The sequence below is a fragment of the Auraticoccus monumenti genome (genome assembly GCF_900101785.1).
In the GTDB taxonomy this organism is placed as follows: domain Bacteria; phylum Actinomycetota; class Actinomycetes; order Propionibacteriales; family Propionibacteriaceae; genus Auraticoccus; species Auraticoccus monumenti.
Map to the genome: position 1 here is coordinate 288,872 of NZ_LT629688.1, position 15,137 is coordinate 304,008.

At 74.4% G+C, this 15,137-nt stretch carries 12 protein-coding genes, 1 tRNA gene and 1 riboswitch; of the genes, 1 reads left to right on the top strand and 12 read right to left on the bottom strand.

All coding sequences use genetic code 11. The features are described from left to right. Positions 1-12: 12 nt before the first annotated feature. The 9 genes from BLT52_RS01340 to BLT52_RS01380 all read right to left on the bottom strand — a co-directional run bounded on the left by BLT52_RS01340 (position 13) and on the right by BLT52_RS01380 (position 8,386). Positions 13-1,038, bottom strand: a complete 1,026-nt coding sequence (locus tag BLT52_RS01340) for an ABC transporter substrate-binding protein (protein ID WP_090589897.1) — start codon at positions 1,036-1,038, stop codon at positions 13-15. Further along, positions 1,035-1,853: an ABC transporter permease gene (locus BLT52_RS01345; protein ID WP_197679148.1), complete on the bottom strand. Its 819-nt coding sequence runs from the start codon at positions 1,851-1,853 to the stop codon at positions 1,035-1,037. The genes BLT52_RS01340 and BLT52_RS01345 overlap by 4 nt, the downstream gene beginning before the upstream one ends. A gap of 92 nt (positions 1,854-1,945) precedes the next feature. Beyond that, positions 1,946-2,082: riboswitch (FMN riboswitch) on the bottom strand. A 488-nt stretch (positions 2,083-2,570) separates the two neighbouring features. After that, positions 2,571-3,071, bottom strand: coding sequence for a PH domain-containing protein (locus BLT52_RS01350; protein WP_090589898.1), 501 nt, complete (start codon positions 3,069-3,071; stop codon positions 2,571-2,573). Further along, positions 3,068-3,643: a hypothetical protein gene (locus BLT52_RS01355; protein ID WP_090589900.1), complete on the bottom strand. Its 576-nt coding sequence runs from the start codon at positions 3,641-3,643 to the stop codon at positions 3,068-3,070. Before BLT52_RS01355 ends, BLT52_RS01350 begins: the two co-directional genes overlap by 4 nt. Before the next feature lie 130 nt (positions 3,644-3,773). Further along, on the bottom strand, positions 3,774-5,063 hold the full coding sequence (locus tag BLT52_RS01360) for a DUF7544 domain-containing protein (protein WP_157676906.1): 1,290 nt from the start codon (positions 5,061-5,063) through the stop codon (positions 3,774-3,776). Between the two features lie 93 nt (positions 5,064-5,156). Then, positions 5,157-5,241: transfer RNA gene (locus BLT52_RS01365), tRNA-Ser, on the bottom strand. Positions 5,242-5,311: 70 nt separating this feature from the next. Further along, positions 5,312-5,743 (bottom strand): nucleoside deaminase, encoded by a 432-nt coding sequence (locus BLT52_RS01370; RefSeq protein ID WP_090596172.1) that lies wholly within the window; start codon positions 5,741-5,743, stop codon positions 5,312-5,314. A gap of 30 nt (positions 5,744-5,773) precedes the next feature. Further along, positions 5,774-6,451: a tRNA adenosine deaminase-associated protein gene (locus BLT52_RS01375; protein WP_331712555.1), complete on the bottom strand. Its 678-nt coding sequence runs from the start codon at positions 6,449-6,451 to the stop codon at positions 5,774-5,776. A gap of 120 nt (positions 6,452-6,571) precedes the next feature. Next, positions 6,572-8,386 (bottom strand): CehA/McbA family metallohydrolase domain-containing protein, encoded by a 1,815-nt coding sequence (locus BLT52_RS01380; protein WP_157676907.1) that lies wholly within the window; start codon positions 8,384-8,386, stop codon positions 6,572-6,574. Positions 8,387-8,569: 183 nt separating this feature from the next. Here BLT52_RS01380 and upp point away from each other — a divergent pair, with 183 nt between their 5' ends. Next, on the top strand, positions 8,570-9,211 hold the full coding sequence (gene upp, locus BLT52_RS01390) for a uracil phosphoribosyltransferase (RefSeq protein WP_090589909.1): 642 nt from the start codon (positions 8,570-8,572) through the stop codon (positions 9,209-9,211). A gap of 76 nt (positions 9,212-9,287) precedes the next feature. On the opposite strand, the gene BLT52_RS01395 is transcribed toward upp, so the two are convergent. From BLT52_RS01395 to BLT52_RS01405, 3 genes are all read right to left on the bottom strand, one after another. Then, the gene (locus tag BLT52_RS01395; RefSeq protein ID WP_090589912.1) at positions 9,288-10,346 is read right to left on the bottom strand and encodes a LacI family DNA-binding transcriptional regulator; all 1,059 of its coding nucleotides are present in this window, start codon (positions 10,344-10,346) and stop codon (positions 9,288-9,290) included. 45 nt (positions 10,347-10,391) lie between these two features. Further along, entirely contained in the window at positions 10,392-13,925 is a 3,534-nt protein-coding gene (locus BLT52_RS21635) for a hypothetical protein (protein WP_090589914.1), read from the bottom strand. Positions 13,926-14,047: 122 nt separating this feature from the next. Continuing rightward, complete coding sequence (locus tag BLT52_RS01405) at positions 14,048-15,043, bottom strand: NAD-dependent epimerase/dehydratase family protein (RefSeq protein ID WP_090589917.1); 996 nt, start codon at positions 15,041-15,043, stop codon at positions 14,048-14,050. Positions 15,044-15,137 lie beyond the last annotated feature (94 nt).

Consider the following 15,137-nt stretch of genomic DNA (forward strand, 5'->3'; position numbering starts at 1 on the left):
GGCCCCGGTCGGTCAGGGCAGGAAGTCGTTGCTGACGGCGAGCGACGGGTCCACGTCACCCTCGAGCAGGTCCGCGGAGGCCATGAAGGTGGCCATCTCCTCCCAGCGCTGCAGGTCAGAGCGCCCGGAGCCGTCCCCGAAGAGCGGGATGGTGGCGGCCAGGGTGGCCTCGGCGTCGCGGCGGGCCGAGGCGGTCAGGCCGGGGATGTACTCCCGGCTCAGCTCCACGGCGGCCGCCGGGTCGTCGACCACCGCACGGACGCCCAGGAGGGACGCCGCCACGAACGCGCGGACCGTGTCCGGCTCGGCGCCGGCGAGGGCCTGGGTGGTGTTCAGGCCGATGCTGGCCAGGGCGGCGTCCTCGGGGAGGGTGATGGTGCGGACGGGGGTGCCGGCGGCCTCCAGCCGGACGGCCTCGTTGTTGAGGTAGCCCATCACGCCCTCCACCGCACCGGTGGTCAGCGCCGACTGCTGGGTGAAGCCGATGTTCTTGATGTCCAGGTCCTCGGGGGTGAGGCCGGCGGAGTCGAGGATGGCCAGCAGGGCGAACCAGTTGCCGCCGTAGGGGCCGGGCGTGCCGACGGTGCGGCCGCGCAGGTCGGCGGGGGTCTGGATGTCGGAGTCCGCCGGGACGATCAGGGCCACCGGGTAGGTCTGGTAGACCGAGGCCACCGCGACGAGCTCCGAGCCGGCGGAGTTGGCCTGCAGCAGCTCGTCGCCGCTGGCCACCAGGAAGTCCTCCTCGCCGGACTCCAGCGCCCCGAACAGCGACTCCGACCCGCCGTGGTGGCGCAGGGTGACGTCCAGCCCGGCGGCGGCGTAGTGGCCGAGGGCGTGGGCGGCGTAGAAGGGGGAGAACTGGATGTCGGGGATGTAGCTGAAGCCGAGGGTGAGCGGGGTCGACCCGGGCGTCGGGGCTGGGGCGGCCTCGGGCCCGTCGCCGGGAGCGCACGCCACCGCCCCGGCTGCGAGCAGCCCGGTGCCGGCGGCGGCGAGCAGCGAGCGCCGGGTGAGGGTGGGGACGGTGCGGCGGGTCATGCGTTCTCCATTCGTCGTTCGATCAGTCGGACCACCGCGTAGGCGGTCGTGGCGAGTGCGCAGAGCACGAAGAGGGTGGCGAAGAGGCCGGCGGTGTCGGAGCGGTCGCGCTGGGCGACGAGGAGCAGGCCGAGCCCCTCCCCACCCATCACGAACTCCCCCACCACGGCGCCGGTGACGGCCAGGGTGACGCCGTTGCGGACGCCGGACAGCACCGCGGGGAGGGCCAGCGGGGCCTCGATGTGGCGCAGCAGACGCCAGCCGCTGGCGCCGTCCACCCGGGCGGCGGCGATCACGTCGGGATCGAGGGTGCGCAGGCCGAGGGTCGTGGCGATCACGATGGGGAAGAACACCAGCAGCCCGCAGAGGACCGCGATCGAGGGGAGCCCGTAGCCGATCCACAGCACCAGCAGCGGGGCCAGCGCGATGGCCGGGACCGCCTGGGACGCCGCCACGTACGGCTCGACCGCCGCCCCGGCCCAGCGACCGCGGACCAGGAGCCAGGCCAGCGGCAGCCCGGTGGCGGTGCCGAGGACGGCACCCAGCCCGGCGGCGGCGAAGGTCTGGCCGATGGCCGGCAGCAGGTCGCCGGTGGCGGCCAGCTCGACCAGGGTGGCCACCACGTCAGCAGGGGCGGGGAGCACGAACCGCGCGACCGTGCCGGTGGAGGTCACCAGCCACCACAGCAGCACGACGGCCACGCCCAGCACCAGCGGCGGCAGCGGGCCGTAGCCGCGACGGTCCCGACGGGCACGGCGGACCGAGCGCCGGCGTCCGGCCGGTGGGGTCAGGGTCTGCAGGCTGGCGGCGTCCACCGCGTCCGTCCCCTCTCGTCGTCAGGCACGACTCCGGGGACGACGTCGCGCAGGCGCACGACGTCAGGGCGCGCGGTCGCCAGGACCACCCGCCACGTGTCTCTTCCCATCCGGACTTTCACCGTCGGTCCCGGAGTTCCACCAGGTCAACCGTTCAGCACCTCAGGCACCTCACGGGTCGCGGACTGTCACCGCCGGCTCGGAATTGCACCGACCCCAGAGCACGTACGTTCTTCACCCCCAGCATATCCCGCTCGGCGAACCGCTTCGGCCGCGTCCGTGCGCCGGGCGGGGGGGAGATCGGCTCGCCTGGGCGGCCCCCGGGTGCTGGGCTCGAAGGGGCAGTCCTCGACCCTCGGCCTCCGACGTCCCGCCGCGTAGTCGCGGCCGGAGGTCACACGCTGACGAGGCGACGGCCTCTTCAACCGGGGGCGCCGGCCGGCTCTGGGCCGGGCTCGCGCTCGTCGAGTCCTCACCAGGCGTCGAGGCGGCTCCGCGACCGGTCGCAGCGCAGCGTGTGCAGTCCCGCGGCGTAGACGCAGCAGGAGTGCACACGGGAGCGGAGAAGCGTCGCGATCAGCGCGGGTCGCAGCGGCCGCGCCCGATGCGGTCGAGGCCGAACCCGGTGGAGGCGTCCCGACGACCAGCAACTGCGTGTGCGATTCGGCTGCGTACTCGCAGCCGGACTGCACACAGGCGGGCGACGGGTTCGACGGGTCAGGTCGGCGTCGCGCCAGCCCGGGCTCGACGGAACTCCAGGTACTGCAGGAGGCGGGTGGTGGAGGTGGGGAGGTCGCTGAACTGGGTGAAGCGGTGGACGTCACGGTCGACGACGCGCCCTCGACGGTGGATCCCGCCGGGAGCGGTGATCCGCAGCACCCTGCCGTTCTCCTCCAGCTCCATCCCGGCGACCGCGGACCAGGGCACGGCCGTCCAGCCGCTCAGCTCCCCGTGCGTGCGCAGCCCCCGGTCGTCGACCACCAGCTTCAACCCGTTCTGCCGGACCGCCAGGAACACGTTCAGCGGGGACAGCACCAGCCACACCGCACCTAGAGCCAGCTCGAACCACCCGTCCGCGGTGACGAGGAAGAACGCGCCCCCCACCGCCCAGAAGACCGCGCTGGCCAGGTGGAAGCGCCGTCGGACCAGTCCGACGACCACTCCGACCGTCCCGCCGTGCTCCTCGCCCATCAGGACCGTGTCCACGGGTGGGTTCACGGCGCACTCCGGGTGCCGGCGCGAGGACTGGATCCGTCTCGGGCGCCCCACGGTGCCGGGAGTCGGGCGCGCAGCGGCTCCGGGGCGTGCAGGGCGATGGCGTCCATGATCTCGACGGCGGAGTGGTCGAGCTGGGAGGCGCTGATCCGGGTCGCCTCGGGCCGGACGCCGGCACGGGCGGCGAAACGGGTCTGGGACTGCTGCACTACCGCCACCGACCCCGAGCGACCGATCCAGCTCAGCGGCGGACGTGGTGGCCGGTAGCGGACCGCGTCGATCTCGCTCCACGGGATGGCGCGGCCGCCGGCCCGGGTGATCCCGCCGGGGCCGACGACCAGACGCAAGGGGTCGAGGCCTCGCTCCTCCCGGTAGGAGCGGACCGCCGTGAAGCACATCCACACCAGGAACCCGGCGTACAGCAGTCCCCTCAGGGGGAACTCGCCCTTCAGGACCTGGTCCGCCACGGAGACGGCGACGAACACTCCCATGGCGGTGACCAGCACCATGGTGACCACGAGGAGGCCCCGCCCGGCCTGCGGTCGGACGCTGATGCGCACCTCGACCGGGTCCATCCCCGCACCCTACGGATCGGGGGGTGCACACCGGCGGCCCCACGGACCACCGCGACCGGAACCGGCCGGCGTGCGACCTCTCCTCGCGGCGGCCCGTCATCGGCCCGACGCGGGGACGGCGGGGGCCGGGTCAGGGGTGGCGGGGCGGTGGGGTGCCCCAGCCCTGGTCGTCCGGCCGACCGCCCTGCTGCGGCCCCTGCCACCCCGTTGCCGACGGCCCACCGGGCGGGCCCGGGTACGGCGGCTGGACGGGGCCACGGCCGGGCCCGGTGGGAGCGGGGCCGTAGGGGCTCGGGCTCGGAGGGGGACCGAAGCCGGGAGGAGGGGCACCGTACCCGCGCTGGGGACCTGCTCCGTAGGGGCTTGCGGCCCACGGCGGTGCCGCGGGTACCCCGGACCACTGCTGGACGGGCTGCGGCGGGTACGGCGTCGGCTGCCAGCCACCGGACGGGGAGGCCGGGTCACCGGGGCGGGCCTGGCGTCGGGAGAGGTCCATCGAGTAGGTGGTCACGAAGCAGCTCATGAAGGGCTGGACCAGGATGGCGGCCAGCACCGGGAGGGTGGCGCCGAGCAGCGAGGTCCCGATGGCCGCGCCGTAGACGCCGAACAGCGCCTGCAGGTCCGGGGCCGACTCCGAGGTGAGCTGGGTCATCATGCTCACCATCGAGCCGACGTAGGCCGCGAGCGAGATCATGTAGCCGATGACGTAGGCGAAGCCGATGATCGCGCCCGGGACCAGCGAGGCCAGGTAGGTGTAGCCCAGGGTGCGCCAGAAGTGCCCGTCGGTGAGGTGCCAGGCCCGGCGCGCGGCGGCGAGACCGCCGTGGCGCTCCACCGCCAGCACCATGGTCACCGGGCTCAGCTTCACCGAGATCCACACCAGCCCCACGCTGAGGGCCAGGTAGAGCACCATCGTGACCACCACAGCCGGGCCGATGGCGCTCTCGGGGTCCCCGAACAGGGCGGCGAGCAGACCCGGGACCACCAGCACGGCCAGCAGCACCGTGGTGGCCAGCGCCACCAGCAGGAAGTACGGCAGGGCCCTGCCCCAGTAGCCGCGGGTCTCGCGCCACAGGTCCCCCACCCGGGGCCGACGCCCCTCCAGCGTCTGCTGGACCAGCACCGCCTTCATGCCCTCGGCCCGCAGCTGCACCAGACCGATGGCCAGCAGCCAGACGGCGTAGCCGACGACGCCCGCCACGACGGCGGCGGTGGGGTCGTCAGCGGTCACCGCCCCCGCCACCACGGCCACCAGCAGCGCGGTGACCACGACCCCGAGGACCAGACCCACCAGCACGGGAAGGAAGGGGACCAGCACGAAGGTGCCGTAGCGGGTGCGCATCACCTGCCAGGTGGTGGAGAAGGCGCTGCCGAGTTCCAGCGGGCGTTCGAGGACGGGCCCGGCCGTCACAGAGCTCATGGCTGCAGGGTGTCAGTCCCGGGGGTCGGCCGGCGCCTGCGCCGAACGGACGTGCGAGAGCCCGCCCCGGAGGTCCGGGACGGGCTCGCACTGCGGTGGCGGCGGGATTTGAACCCGCGGTGGTTTTACCCACACACGCTTTCGAGGCGTGCTCTTTAGGCCGCTCAGACACACCACCGCCGACGAGGATACAGCGGCGGCCCGGCCTCCGCCAAACGGGAACGGCGCCCCCGTGGCCGGACCGGGCCCTACCGGTGGGGCTGGAAGAACTCGCGCAGCAGGGCGCCGCACTCCTCCGCCATGAAGCCCGCGACGACGTCGGGACGGTGGTTGAGCCGGGGGTCGCGGAGCAGGTCGAACAGCGAGCTGACCGCACCGGCCTTCTCGTCGAAGGCCCCGAAGACCACCCGGTCCACCCGGGCGTTGACCGCCGCGCCGGCGCACATGGCGCAGGGCTCGAGGGTGACCACCAGGGTGTGCCCGGTCAGCCGCCACTCCCCCACCACCGCGGCAGCCCGCCGCAGGGCCAGCACCTCGGCGTGCGCGGTGGGGTCGCCGGTCAGCTCCCGCTCGTTGCCGGCGACGGACACCACGGCGCCCGCGGCGTCCACCACGACGGCTCCGATCGGCACGTCCCCGTGCCCGGTGACCCGTCGGGCCTCGGCCAGGGCGCGTCCCATCGGCTCACGCCAGCCCGGCACCGGCCCGCCTCAGGAGAAGGAGCTCTCGACGACCCGGCGCACCTGCGGGCCGACGCGGATGCGGTCGGCGATGTCCAGCACCAGCTGGTCGCTGGGCTCGTCCAGGTCGTCGCAGATCCGGCTGAGCTCGAACTGGCTGAGGCCCTGGTCCGCGAGCATGCCGAGGTCCCCCAGCGGTGCGGCCTCGTCCTCGTCGGGGTCGGGCAGCTCGTCCACACCGAGGAAGTCGGCGACGTCGCGGGCGATCGGCCAGTCCAGCGCGGCGGCGGCGTCGGAGAGCAGCACCTGCACCGTGGCGCCGCGGACCCGCACCAGCACGAAGATCTCCTCGACCAGCGACACCATGCCGATGGCCCCGGAGTCACCGGGCATCCGGCGCAGCTGGGCGATCAGGTCGTCGAGGTCGTTGGCGACCTCCTTGGGCAGGGCCTGGGCCACCACGGCGCCGTCCTCGCGGTAGACCGCCACCGTCAGGTCGATCTCGTCCGCGGCGGCGTCGTCGAGGTCGTCCTCGTCCTCGTCATCATCGTCGTCGTCGAGGTCGTCGTCCTCGTCCTCGTCGACGTCCTCGGTGTCCTCGTCGTCCTCGAAGTCGATGTCGTCGGCGACCATGCCCCGCGCCTCTCCCGACGCGCGGAACCGCTCGGAGAGATCGAGGCTGTCCATGTCGTCCTCGTGGTCTCCCACAGTGCCTCCTCGAAACGATCGCACGGGCCGCCTGGCACGCACGGACCCCATCGTGTCAGATGGGGACGGCCCCAGACACCTGGTTGCCGGACGCCGTCCGCCCCGGCGCCGGACGGGGACTCAGTCCAGCGACCGCCGCGCCGGCGGGACCACCACGTCGGCGTCGGAGGGCAGCAGCCACACCGGGTTGCCCATGGCCAGCAGCGAGCCGTCGGCGTCACGGGCCTCCACCCGCAGGTACCGGCCCCCGGCCCGCTCGAGGAGGAAGCGGGTGGGGCGACCCCGTGCCGGGGGCACCGGCACCGCGTGCCGCTCGACCGCGGGCTCGGTCGCACCGGTGCGGTCGCACAGCCCGACGACCACCTCGAGCGTGGTGCCCTCCGGCAGCCCCTGGGCGACCAGCTCCAGCGGCAGCACCGACGCCTGGGTCCGCAGCACCTGTCCCATCACGGAGCGGCCGCGCGCGACCAGGTCCATCCGGGCCTGCGGGGCGCGGCTCAGGTGGTGCGACCACAACCGGCCGGCGGCCATCGCCTCCAGCAGGTCGGGGACCTCGGTCGAGTCGGCCCAGGCGGAGGTGACGAACCCGTGCCGCAGCCCTGCCCAGTCGCGTCCGGCGTGGTCGTCGAGCTGGCTGGTGGCGGTCAGGAAGACGGCGTTGCGGGCCGCCGCGTCGAACAGCGCCAACCGCTCCGCCACCACCTCGTCGTCCTCGCCGGGGACCTCGACCAGGTCCGCGCCCAGCGCCCGGGTGGCCACGAACTCCTCGACGGTCGTCTCCGGGTGGTTGTACTGAACCAGGGCGCCCCGGTCGTGGTACCAGTCGACCACCCGCTGCGCCCCCTCGACCGTGGGGTCGAGGCTCGGCGCCTTGCCGGTCGGCGGGTAGGGGTAGAGCTCGAAGTCGGTCATGTACACGTTCATGTGCCGGATCATCGACACCTCCGAGCCCAGCGCCTGGGTGACCTGGGGGTAGCGGGTGGCGAGCTCGTCCATCAGCTCGCGCTGGGTGGTGACCGGGTCCTGCACGATGTCGGGGCCCCGGAGGAAGCGGAACCGGTCGAAGCAGGCGCGGCCGGTGGCCCCCTCGCGGACCCGCACCCCGAAGCGGATCCTCGCCAGACCGGTGTCGCCGGCGACCAGGTCGGGCCAGAACCGGCGGACGTCGGCGACCGGGTCCATCGTCAGGGTCTGCCACCCCCCGGTGGCCCGGGTGGTGACCACCCCGGTCAGCGGCGTGTCGAGCGAGCGACCGTCCTCGAGGCCCACGCGGTACTCCAGCAGGTACAGCCCGGCCGGACGGTCCGCGGTGGCCGGGCGGTTGGACGTCTCCAGCTGGACGACGAGCTCGGCATCCGGGCCGAGCTGCTCGCCCAGCACGTCGACGGTGAGCGTGGTGTCGGAGAGGTTGGTGGAGTAGAAGCTGTTGCCGGCCTTGGCCCACAACCAGCAGGTGCTCCACCCCTGCCCGGCTGCGGTGGCCTCGACCTGCAGCGCCCGCCCGGACTCCTGGGTGCTGTGCGGGTCGGCCACGAAGGCGTGCCGGCCGGCGGCCAACGACCCCTCCACCTGCCTGGTCCAGGTCAGCTTGCCGCCCTCGGGCGTCCCGTCGAAGCCGATCTCCTGGAAGTAGCCGTAGGCGTTCATCCGCCAGTCGTGGTCGGTCCACCAGACGACGTCGACGCCGTTGCGGGTGGCCTGGTCGAGCTGGGCCATCATGCTGGCCCCGCCGCCACCGGCGGCCCAGCTGCCGCCCTCGCTGAAGCTGGAGTGGACGTGCATGGCCATGCTGACCGCCCGCCGCGCGCTGCCACCGGGCCTCGCCGACGCCGTGGTCGGTGCCACCGCGGCCCCGACCGCCACGGCCCCCAGCCCCGCTCCGAGGCCCATCAGACCCCGTCGGCTCAACCTGGTCACGTCCGACGATGCAGTCACGGCGGCCTTCCTCTCCTGGTGGTCGGGCGACCAGCGCCGCCCCGACCGACGCTAGGGCTGCTGCCCGACGCCCAGGTGAACCCCGTGTGGCCACCGTCCGACGGACGCAGGCGGGCGTCCCCGCGCGCGACGTCACCGCCTCACCGGCGAGCCGGCAGGCGTCCGTTGTGACAGGCTGACGGCGTGGAACTCTGCGTCGTCGACCACCCGCTGGTGGCCCACAAGCTCACGATGCTGCGGGACCGGGGGACGAACTCCCCCACCTTCCGGCGGCTGACCGAGGAGCTGGTGACCCTGCTGGCCTACGAGGCCACCCGGGACGTCCGGGTCCGGGCGGTGCAGATCGAGACGCCGGTGGCCACCATGACCGGCACCGCGCTGACCGACCCGCGCCCGCTGGTGGTGCCGATCCTGCGCGCCGGGCTGGGCATGCTGGAGGGGATGACCCGGCTGATGCCCACCGCCGAGGTCGGCTTCGTCGGGATGGCCCGCAACGAGGAGACCCTGCAGCCGGTCACCTACGCCGAGCGGCTGCCCGACGACCTCTCCGGGCGGCAGTGCTACGTGCTGGACCCGATGCTGGCCACCGGCGGCTCCCTGGCCGGGACGATCGAGTTCCTGGTCCGCCGCGGTGCGGACCACATCACCTGCATCTGCCTGCTGGCCGCCCCCGAGGGGGTGCAGCACCTGCGTGAGGTGCTGGCCGACCTGCAGGTCCCCTGCACGCTGGTGGTGGCCGCGATCGACGAGCGCCTCAACGAGGTGGGCTACATCGTCCCCGGTCTCGGCGACGCCGGCGACCGCCTCTACGGTCTGGCCCAGTAGCCGTCCCCAGGCCACCACCGGGAACCGCGCAGGACGCGGCGCCCGACCGGTGGACCCCTTCCGGTCGCCGGCAGGGTCAGGTGGAGTCGCGCACGGCGAGGGTGGGCAGGAGCGCCACCCGGGTCAGCGTGGTGGAGACCGCCCGGGCCCTGAGCCGGTCGAAGCAGGTGCGCAGCGCGGTGTGCCCGACGTCGAACTTCGGTGGCGCGACCGCGGTCAGCGGGACGCCGGCCAGCCCCGCGAACTCGTCGTCGTAGCCGATCAGCGCCAGGTCCCCCGGCACCCGCAGCCCCCGGGCGAGGGCGATGTCGACCAGCGACATGGCCGCCTGGTCCGGGAGCACCACCACGGCCCGGTAGCCCCCGGCGAGCAGGTCGTCGAGCACCCCCTCCAGCCGGGCGCGCTGCTCCGTGGCCGGGGTGCCGTCGGCGGGGATGGCGACGTCGGTCGTCTCCCCGTCGGGGCAGAGCGCCGCCATCGCCCGCCGGACGCCGGCGAGCACGGGGCCGGCGGTCGGTCCGGCCCGCCACGCGACGGCGACCCGGGTGTGGCCACGGTCGAGGAGGTGACGGACCGCCAGCTCGGCGCCGTGGGCGTGGTCGCTGCGGACGCCCCCGATCGGCATCCCCGGGTCGGCCCCCTCCAGCGACCGCTCGACGACGACGGCGGGGACGTCCTGCTGGGCCAGCAGCCGGTAGGTGGTGCGGTCCTGGTCGAAGGACTGGCTCGGCGTCACCAGCAGCCCGTCGACCCCGTTGTCGAGGAGCCGTCGGACCTGCTCGACCTCGCGGTCGGTGGAGTAGTCCGAGACGCCGAGCACCAGCCGCACCCCCAGCTGCCCGGCCGCCGCCCGGGCTCCCCGCACCACACCCGGGAAGTAGTAGTCCGCTGAGGGCACCACCATGCCGATCGTCGCGACCGGCCGCCGGTGCCGCCAGGCGGTGGCCGCTGACGAGCTGCGGGCGACCGCGCCGCCGTGCACCCGGCGCAGCAGCCCCCGCCGCTCCAGCTCCTCCAGGTCGCGGCGCACGGTCATGGCGGAGACGCCGTGGCCGACCGCGAGCTCGGCGGTGATGACCATCCCGTGCAGCTCGATCTGGCGCAGGATCAGGGTGTGGCGCTCGTGCGGGATCACCCGTGGATCGTCCACGGGCCCCCCGCCCGGGTCAACGCCCACCCCTCACCGACCGCCGGCGCGCACCCGCACCACCAGCGGCTCGCTGCGGACCTCCCCGGCCGCGTTGGCCAGCTCGACCACGAAGGTGTGGGACCCCACCGGCAGGTCCTCCACCGCCAGCACCGCACGCTGGGCCTGCGGGGTGCGGGCCACCAGCTCGCCGGAACCCACCTCCTGCCCGTCCCTGAGGAAGCGGTAGCTGGTGGCGTTCGTCCCCCACCACAGGTCCGCCCGCAGGGTGAAGGTGCCGTCCCCGTCGTGGTCGTCGTGGCTCAGCACCGGCCGGCCGGGAGCGGCGTCGGTCACCTCCACCGTGACCGGGCTCAGGGGCGTCGTCCCGCGGGAGTTCACCAGCTCCCCGGTGTAGGTGTAGCGGCCGTCCGGGCGTCCGGCGACGTCCACGCTCACCCGCTGCGCCGCGGGCGTCGCCGGGGTCAGGCGGCGCACGGCCAGCGGCTCGCCGTTCTCGTACAGGCGGACCAGGCTCGCGTTCTCCCCCCACCACAGGTCCGCGGTCAGGCGGAAGGTGCCGTCGCGCAGCCCGGTGTCGTGCCCCTCGTCGGTGGACAGCACCCCGCGCCCGGGTGCGGTCCGGGCCCCGTCGGCCGGCACCTCGGCCGGGAACGGTGCGCCGGTGTCCAGCCTCTCGAGGTCGATCACCCGGCCGTCCACCACCAGGGTGCCGTCCGGGCCCGGGGTGGTGCGCAGCGGGCCGCTGGTGGAGGTGGCGAGCACGATGCGGAAGTCCACGGCCTCTCCCTGGGCGGAGATCCGCAGGGTGCCGTCCAGGTCGGCCACCTCGACGTCGGTCGGGGTGAGCACGAACCCGCTGAGCACGGTGCCGTCCTCGTCGGTCAGCGTGAAGGTGGGCTCGCCGGCGGCCGGGGCGTCGGCCACGTCGATGGCGACCCCCGCCTCCGGCCGCAGCTGCCAGTCCCAGCGGTGCTCGACGTCGTCGGCGAAGCTGTCGTGGACGACCACCAGGGCCTCCGACGTGCGCCCGGCGGCGAGGTCCACCACCTGCTCACGCACCGCGCGGTCCACCCCGAAGTTGGCGGCCCCGTCCAGGTGGAGGTAGCCGCCGCCCTGTCCCTCGAAGGCGCGTGAGGCCAGCGTCCGCCCCTCGCCCCGGACGGTCTCGTACTGGTTGGCGTAAGGCTCCAGCGCCCCGTCCACCAGGGGCTTGCTCCACACCTGCGGGGAGGTGGCGGACTTGCCGCCCTGCCCGGCCCAGGTGGTGCCGTGGCCCATCCAGGACAGCGAGAAGGTCTCCGCCGCCGACCAGCCCTTGTGCTGGGAGTTGCGGTTGGACGTCACCACGACGGTGTCGTCGGCGTCGGCCAGCCGGTTGCGGAAGGCGTAGAAGCCCGGGTCGTCGTCCAGCAGGGCGCGGCCGGCCGCGGGGGCCGTGACGTCGGCGGGGTCGGGGCTGGCGGTGGTCGGGTAGTAGAGGGCGGTCCACATCGAGTGCAGACCGTCGAAGGACCGGTCCTCCGACCCGACGCCCTGGACGGAGTCGTAGAGGTGCTTCAGGCCGGGGACGGCACCCTCGGGGGTGAGCGGGAACAGCAGCGGGAAGAGCCCGTCGACCTGACCGGAGGGCCCGGACACCCCGAACTGGGCGACGTCGGCGTCGGGTCGGCTTGAGGCGACGTGCAGGGCGAGGTTCCACCACTGCGGCCGGGCCAGGTGCGGGTCGAGGACCTCGATGCCGGCGTCCCGGGCGAAGTAGAGCGAGGGCAGCATGTACAGCCCGGTGTAGTGCAGGTAGTCCCAGCCCTCCTGGGTGTGACCGCTCTCGCCGTAGCCGTGGTCCAGGTGCTGGGCGACCTGGTCGGTGAGGTAGCCGATCCGTTCGTCGTAGGTGCCGAAGTCGCCGTCGCCGCGGGCCGACAGCAGCAGCGCCAGCTCGGTGCTCCGCACCACACCGACCCAGTTGCTGGCCTTGTCGGTGATGTCGAGGGTGTCGTGGTGGTAGGTCGACAGCAGGTCCGCGGACCGCTTCATCAGACCGCGCAGCCCCGCGCGCTGGGGCTCGTCGAGGCCGGGGTAGGACCAGTCGTAGACCGGGGCCAGCAGCAGGTTGGCCCGGGCGAGCTCGAGACCCATGTTGGTGTCGCGGGCCACCACGAAGGCCTCGGCGTCCATCGCGGAGCCGAACGCGGCCTGGGCCCAGGCGGGGTCGCCGGTGACGGCGTAGGCGAAGGCGGCGTCGCGGGCCCGGTACAGACCGGCGCTGCCGTTGGTCGGGTAGGCCGACCCGCTGCCCGTCAGGCGCTCGAGCACGGCCTCCCAGGCCGCGGTGACGGTGGGTTCGCCGGCGTCCAGGGAGGCGCGGAGGGTCTCCAGGGCGTCCCCGTCCACGACGGCGCGCGGGTGCTCGGAGCGCCCGACGCTCGCACGGGCCAGCTCCTGGCCGTCGCGCTCGAGCCGCAGCGGGTCACCGGCTGCGGCCGGGACGACGACCACGCCCGCGGCGCCGCTCACCGGCTGCCGCTGGTCGCCGTGGACCAGCTCCAGCCCGGTGGCCCCGGCCCCGGCGGGCAGGGACCAGGCGACGCGGGCGCCGTCCCCGGTGGCCAGGGCGGTGAGGGTCGCGATCTGCTGCTGGGAGTCGAAGGTCGCCGGCGCGGTCACGGTGGCCGGCGTGGTGGAGGCCAGCGGCGCACCGGAGGCGTCCAGGGCGACGACGAGGTAGGTGTAGGTGGTGCCCGGCTCGACGCTGTCGTCGGCGGTGGTGGCGGCGACCGCGGTGCGCAGCAGGGTGGCCGGCACCGGTTCCGGTGCCCGGCTCCCCTCCACGCGGTGGACGGCGTAGCCCACGACGTCGGCGGTGGCCGCCGCACCGAGGTCCCAGCGGAGCTCGGCCACGCCGGCCCCGGTCACCCCGACCTGCAGCCGGGGACGGTCGTCGGTCTCGGTGACCTCCAGCGCGGCGAAGGCGATCGAGCCCCCGGACCGGTCCAGCATCGGCTCGACCGACAGCTGTGCGGTGTCGGCGGGCAGCTCCAGGGTCTGCTCGATGGGGCGCCAGTCGAAGGTGCCGGTCAGGTAGGGGCCGCGCGCCACCGGCAGCACGACCCGGCCGGAGGCGTCGTACCCCTGCACCCGCAGCATGCTGAAGCCACCGCCGAGTCCGTCGCCGCGTACCTGGCCACGGACGGTGAGCCGGCGCGGGGTGGCGGCGTCGACCCGGATGCGCTGGGTGAGGGCGATCCGGGCGGTCGAGCCCGACGTCGAGGTCAGCACGACCGCGGGGTCGCCGTCGGGTCCCCCGTCGGGGTCCACCGCGACGGTCGCCGTGCCGGCGGGACGCCAGGCGCCCCAGCCCGTCGGCACGCCGTTGGCGGCCACCTCGGAGAAGTCGCCGTTGACCAGGGTGGGTGCGGCCGCCGTCGCCGTCAGGGGCTGCAGCAGGCCCGGGGTGGCCAGCAGCAGCGCGGCCACCACGACCCCCGCCCAGTGCCCTCGGCGCCGGCGTCCCCGGTCACCTCGGTCCAGCGTGCGGGTCCCGCGCATCTCGTCCTCCGTCGTCATCGGCGTGTGTGCCGTGACGTTACGAGAGCAGCACGGGTGGCCACCACGAAGTGAACATCCGTGCACACCGGCCGCTCAGCCGCAGGCGCCAGGGGACGTCGCCGCCGGGCCACGGGGGGCTGCTAGCGGGCGGTCGCGTCCTGCTGGTCGAGAGGGTGGGGCTCGGGGACGTCGAGGGTGCCGGCCCGGACCTGGGAGACCACGGACTGGTGGGCGGCCTGCTCGGCGGTGAAGGCGGGCTCGAAGCCCAGCAGGGAGCGTCCGAGCTCGATGCTCCCGACGATGCTGCGCGACAGGTGCTCCCAGCTGGCGGTGGCGTGGTCCTCACCGACCTCGGCCCGGAACTCGTCCCAGCCCACCAGCACCAGGTCGGCCTCGCGGCCCCACCAGGCGGCGGCCAGGCCCGCGAAACCGCGGACGGTCATGGCCTGCGCGGCGACCGCGTGGAAGGCGTGCCCGACCCCGGCCTCCGGCGCCTCGACGGCCCGCTCGAACAGCTGGGCGACGTCGTCGGCGTGCACGTGGTGGAGGATCTCGGCCCCGGAGCCGGGGGCGTGCAGCGGCTCACCGGCGGCCAGCGACTGCCAGACCCGCGGATCGAGGTTGCCCAGCGGGGTGATGACCGGCCAGCCGGGACCGCTGATGTGGCCGGGGTGGATGACGGTGGTGGGCAGGCCGTCCTCGGACTGGGCCAGCAGCAGCCGCTCGACCGCCAGCTTCCGGGTGCCGTACTCCCCGACCGGGGCCCGGTGCGGGTCGTCCTCCAGCGCCGGCTGCAGCAGGCTCGGGCCGTGGGTCCACAGCGTCCCGCAGTGGACCAGGTGCTCGACCCGCCCGACCAGGCCGTCCAGCAGGTGGCGGGCGGAATCCTCGGTGAAGCAGGTCAGGTCGACCACCGTCCGGGCCCCCAGCTCGGCGACCGCACCGGCGAAGCTGCCGTCCGCCTCGGCGGCGTCGCGGTCCAGCACCACCCGGCGGACGTCCTCCCAGGCGGCGTCATCGACGTAGGGCTCCCGCGTCCCTCGCTGCACGGTGGTCACGCGGTGACCACCCCTGACCAGCCGGGGCACCAGGAAGGAGCCGATGTGCCCGGTGCCGCCGATCACCACGATGTCCATTCACCGGAGGCTACTGCGTGCCCGCCCCCGGTCCCGCCCCGGTGCGACACCTGGCCGCGACTACCCGGCCAGATGTCGCACTGGGCGGAGCACG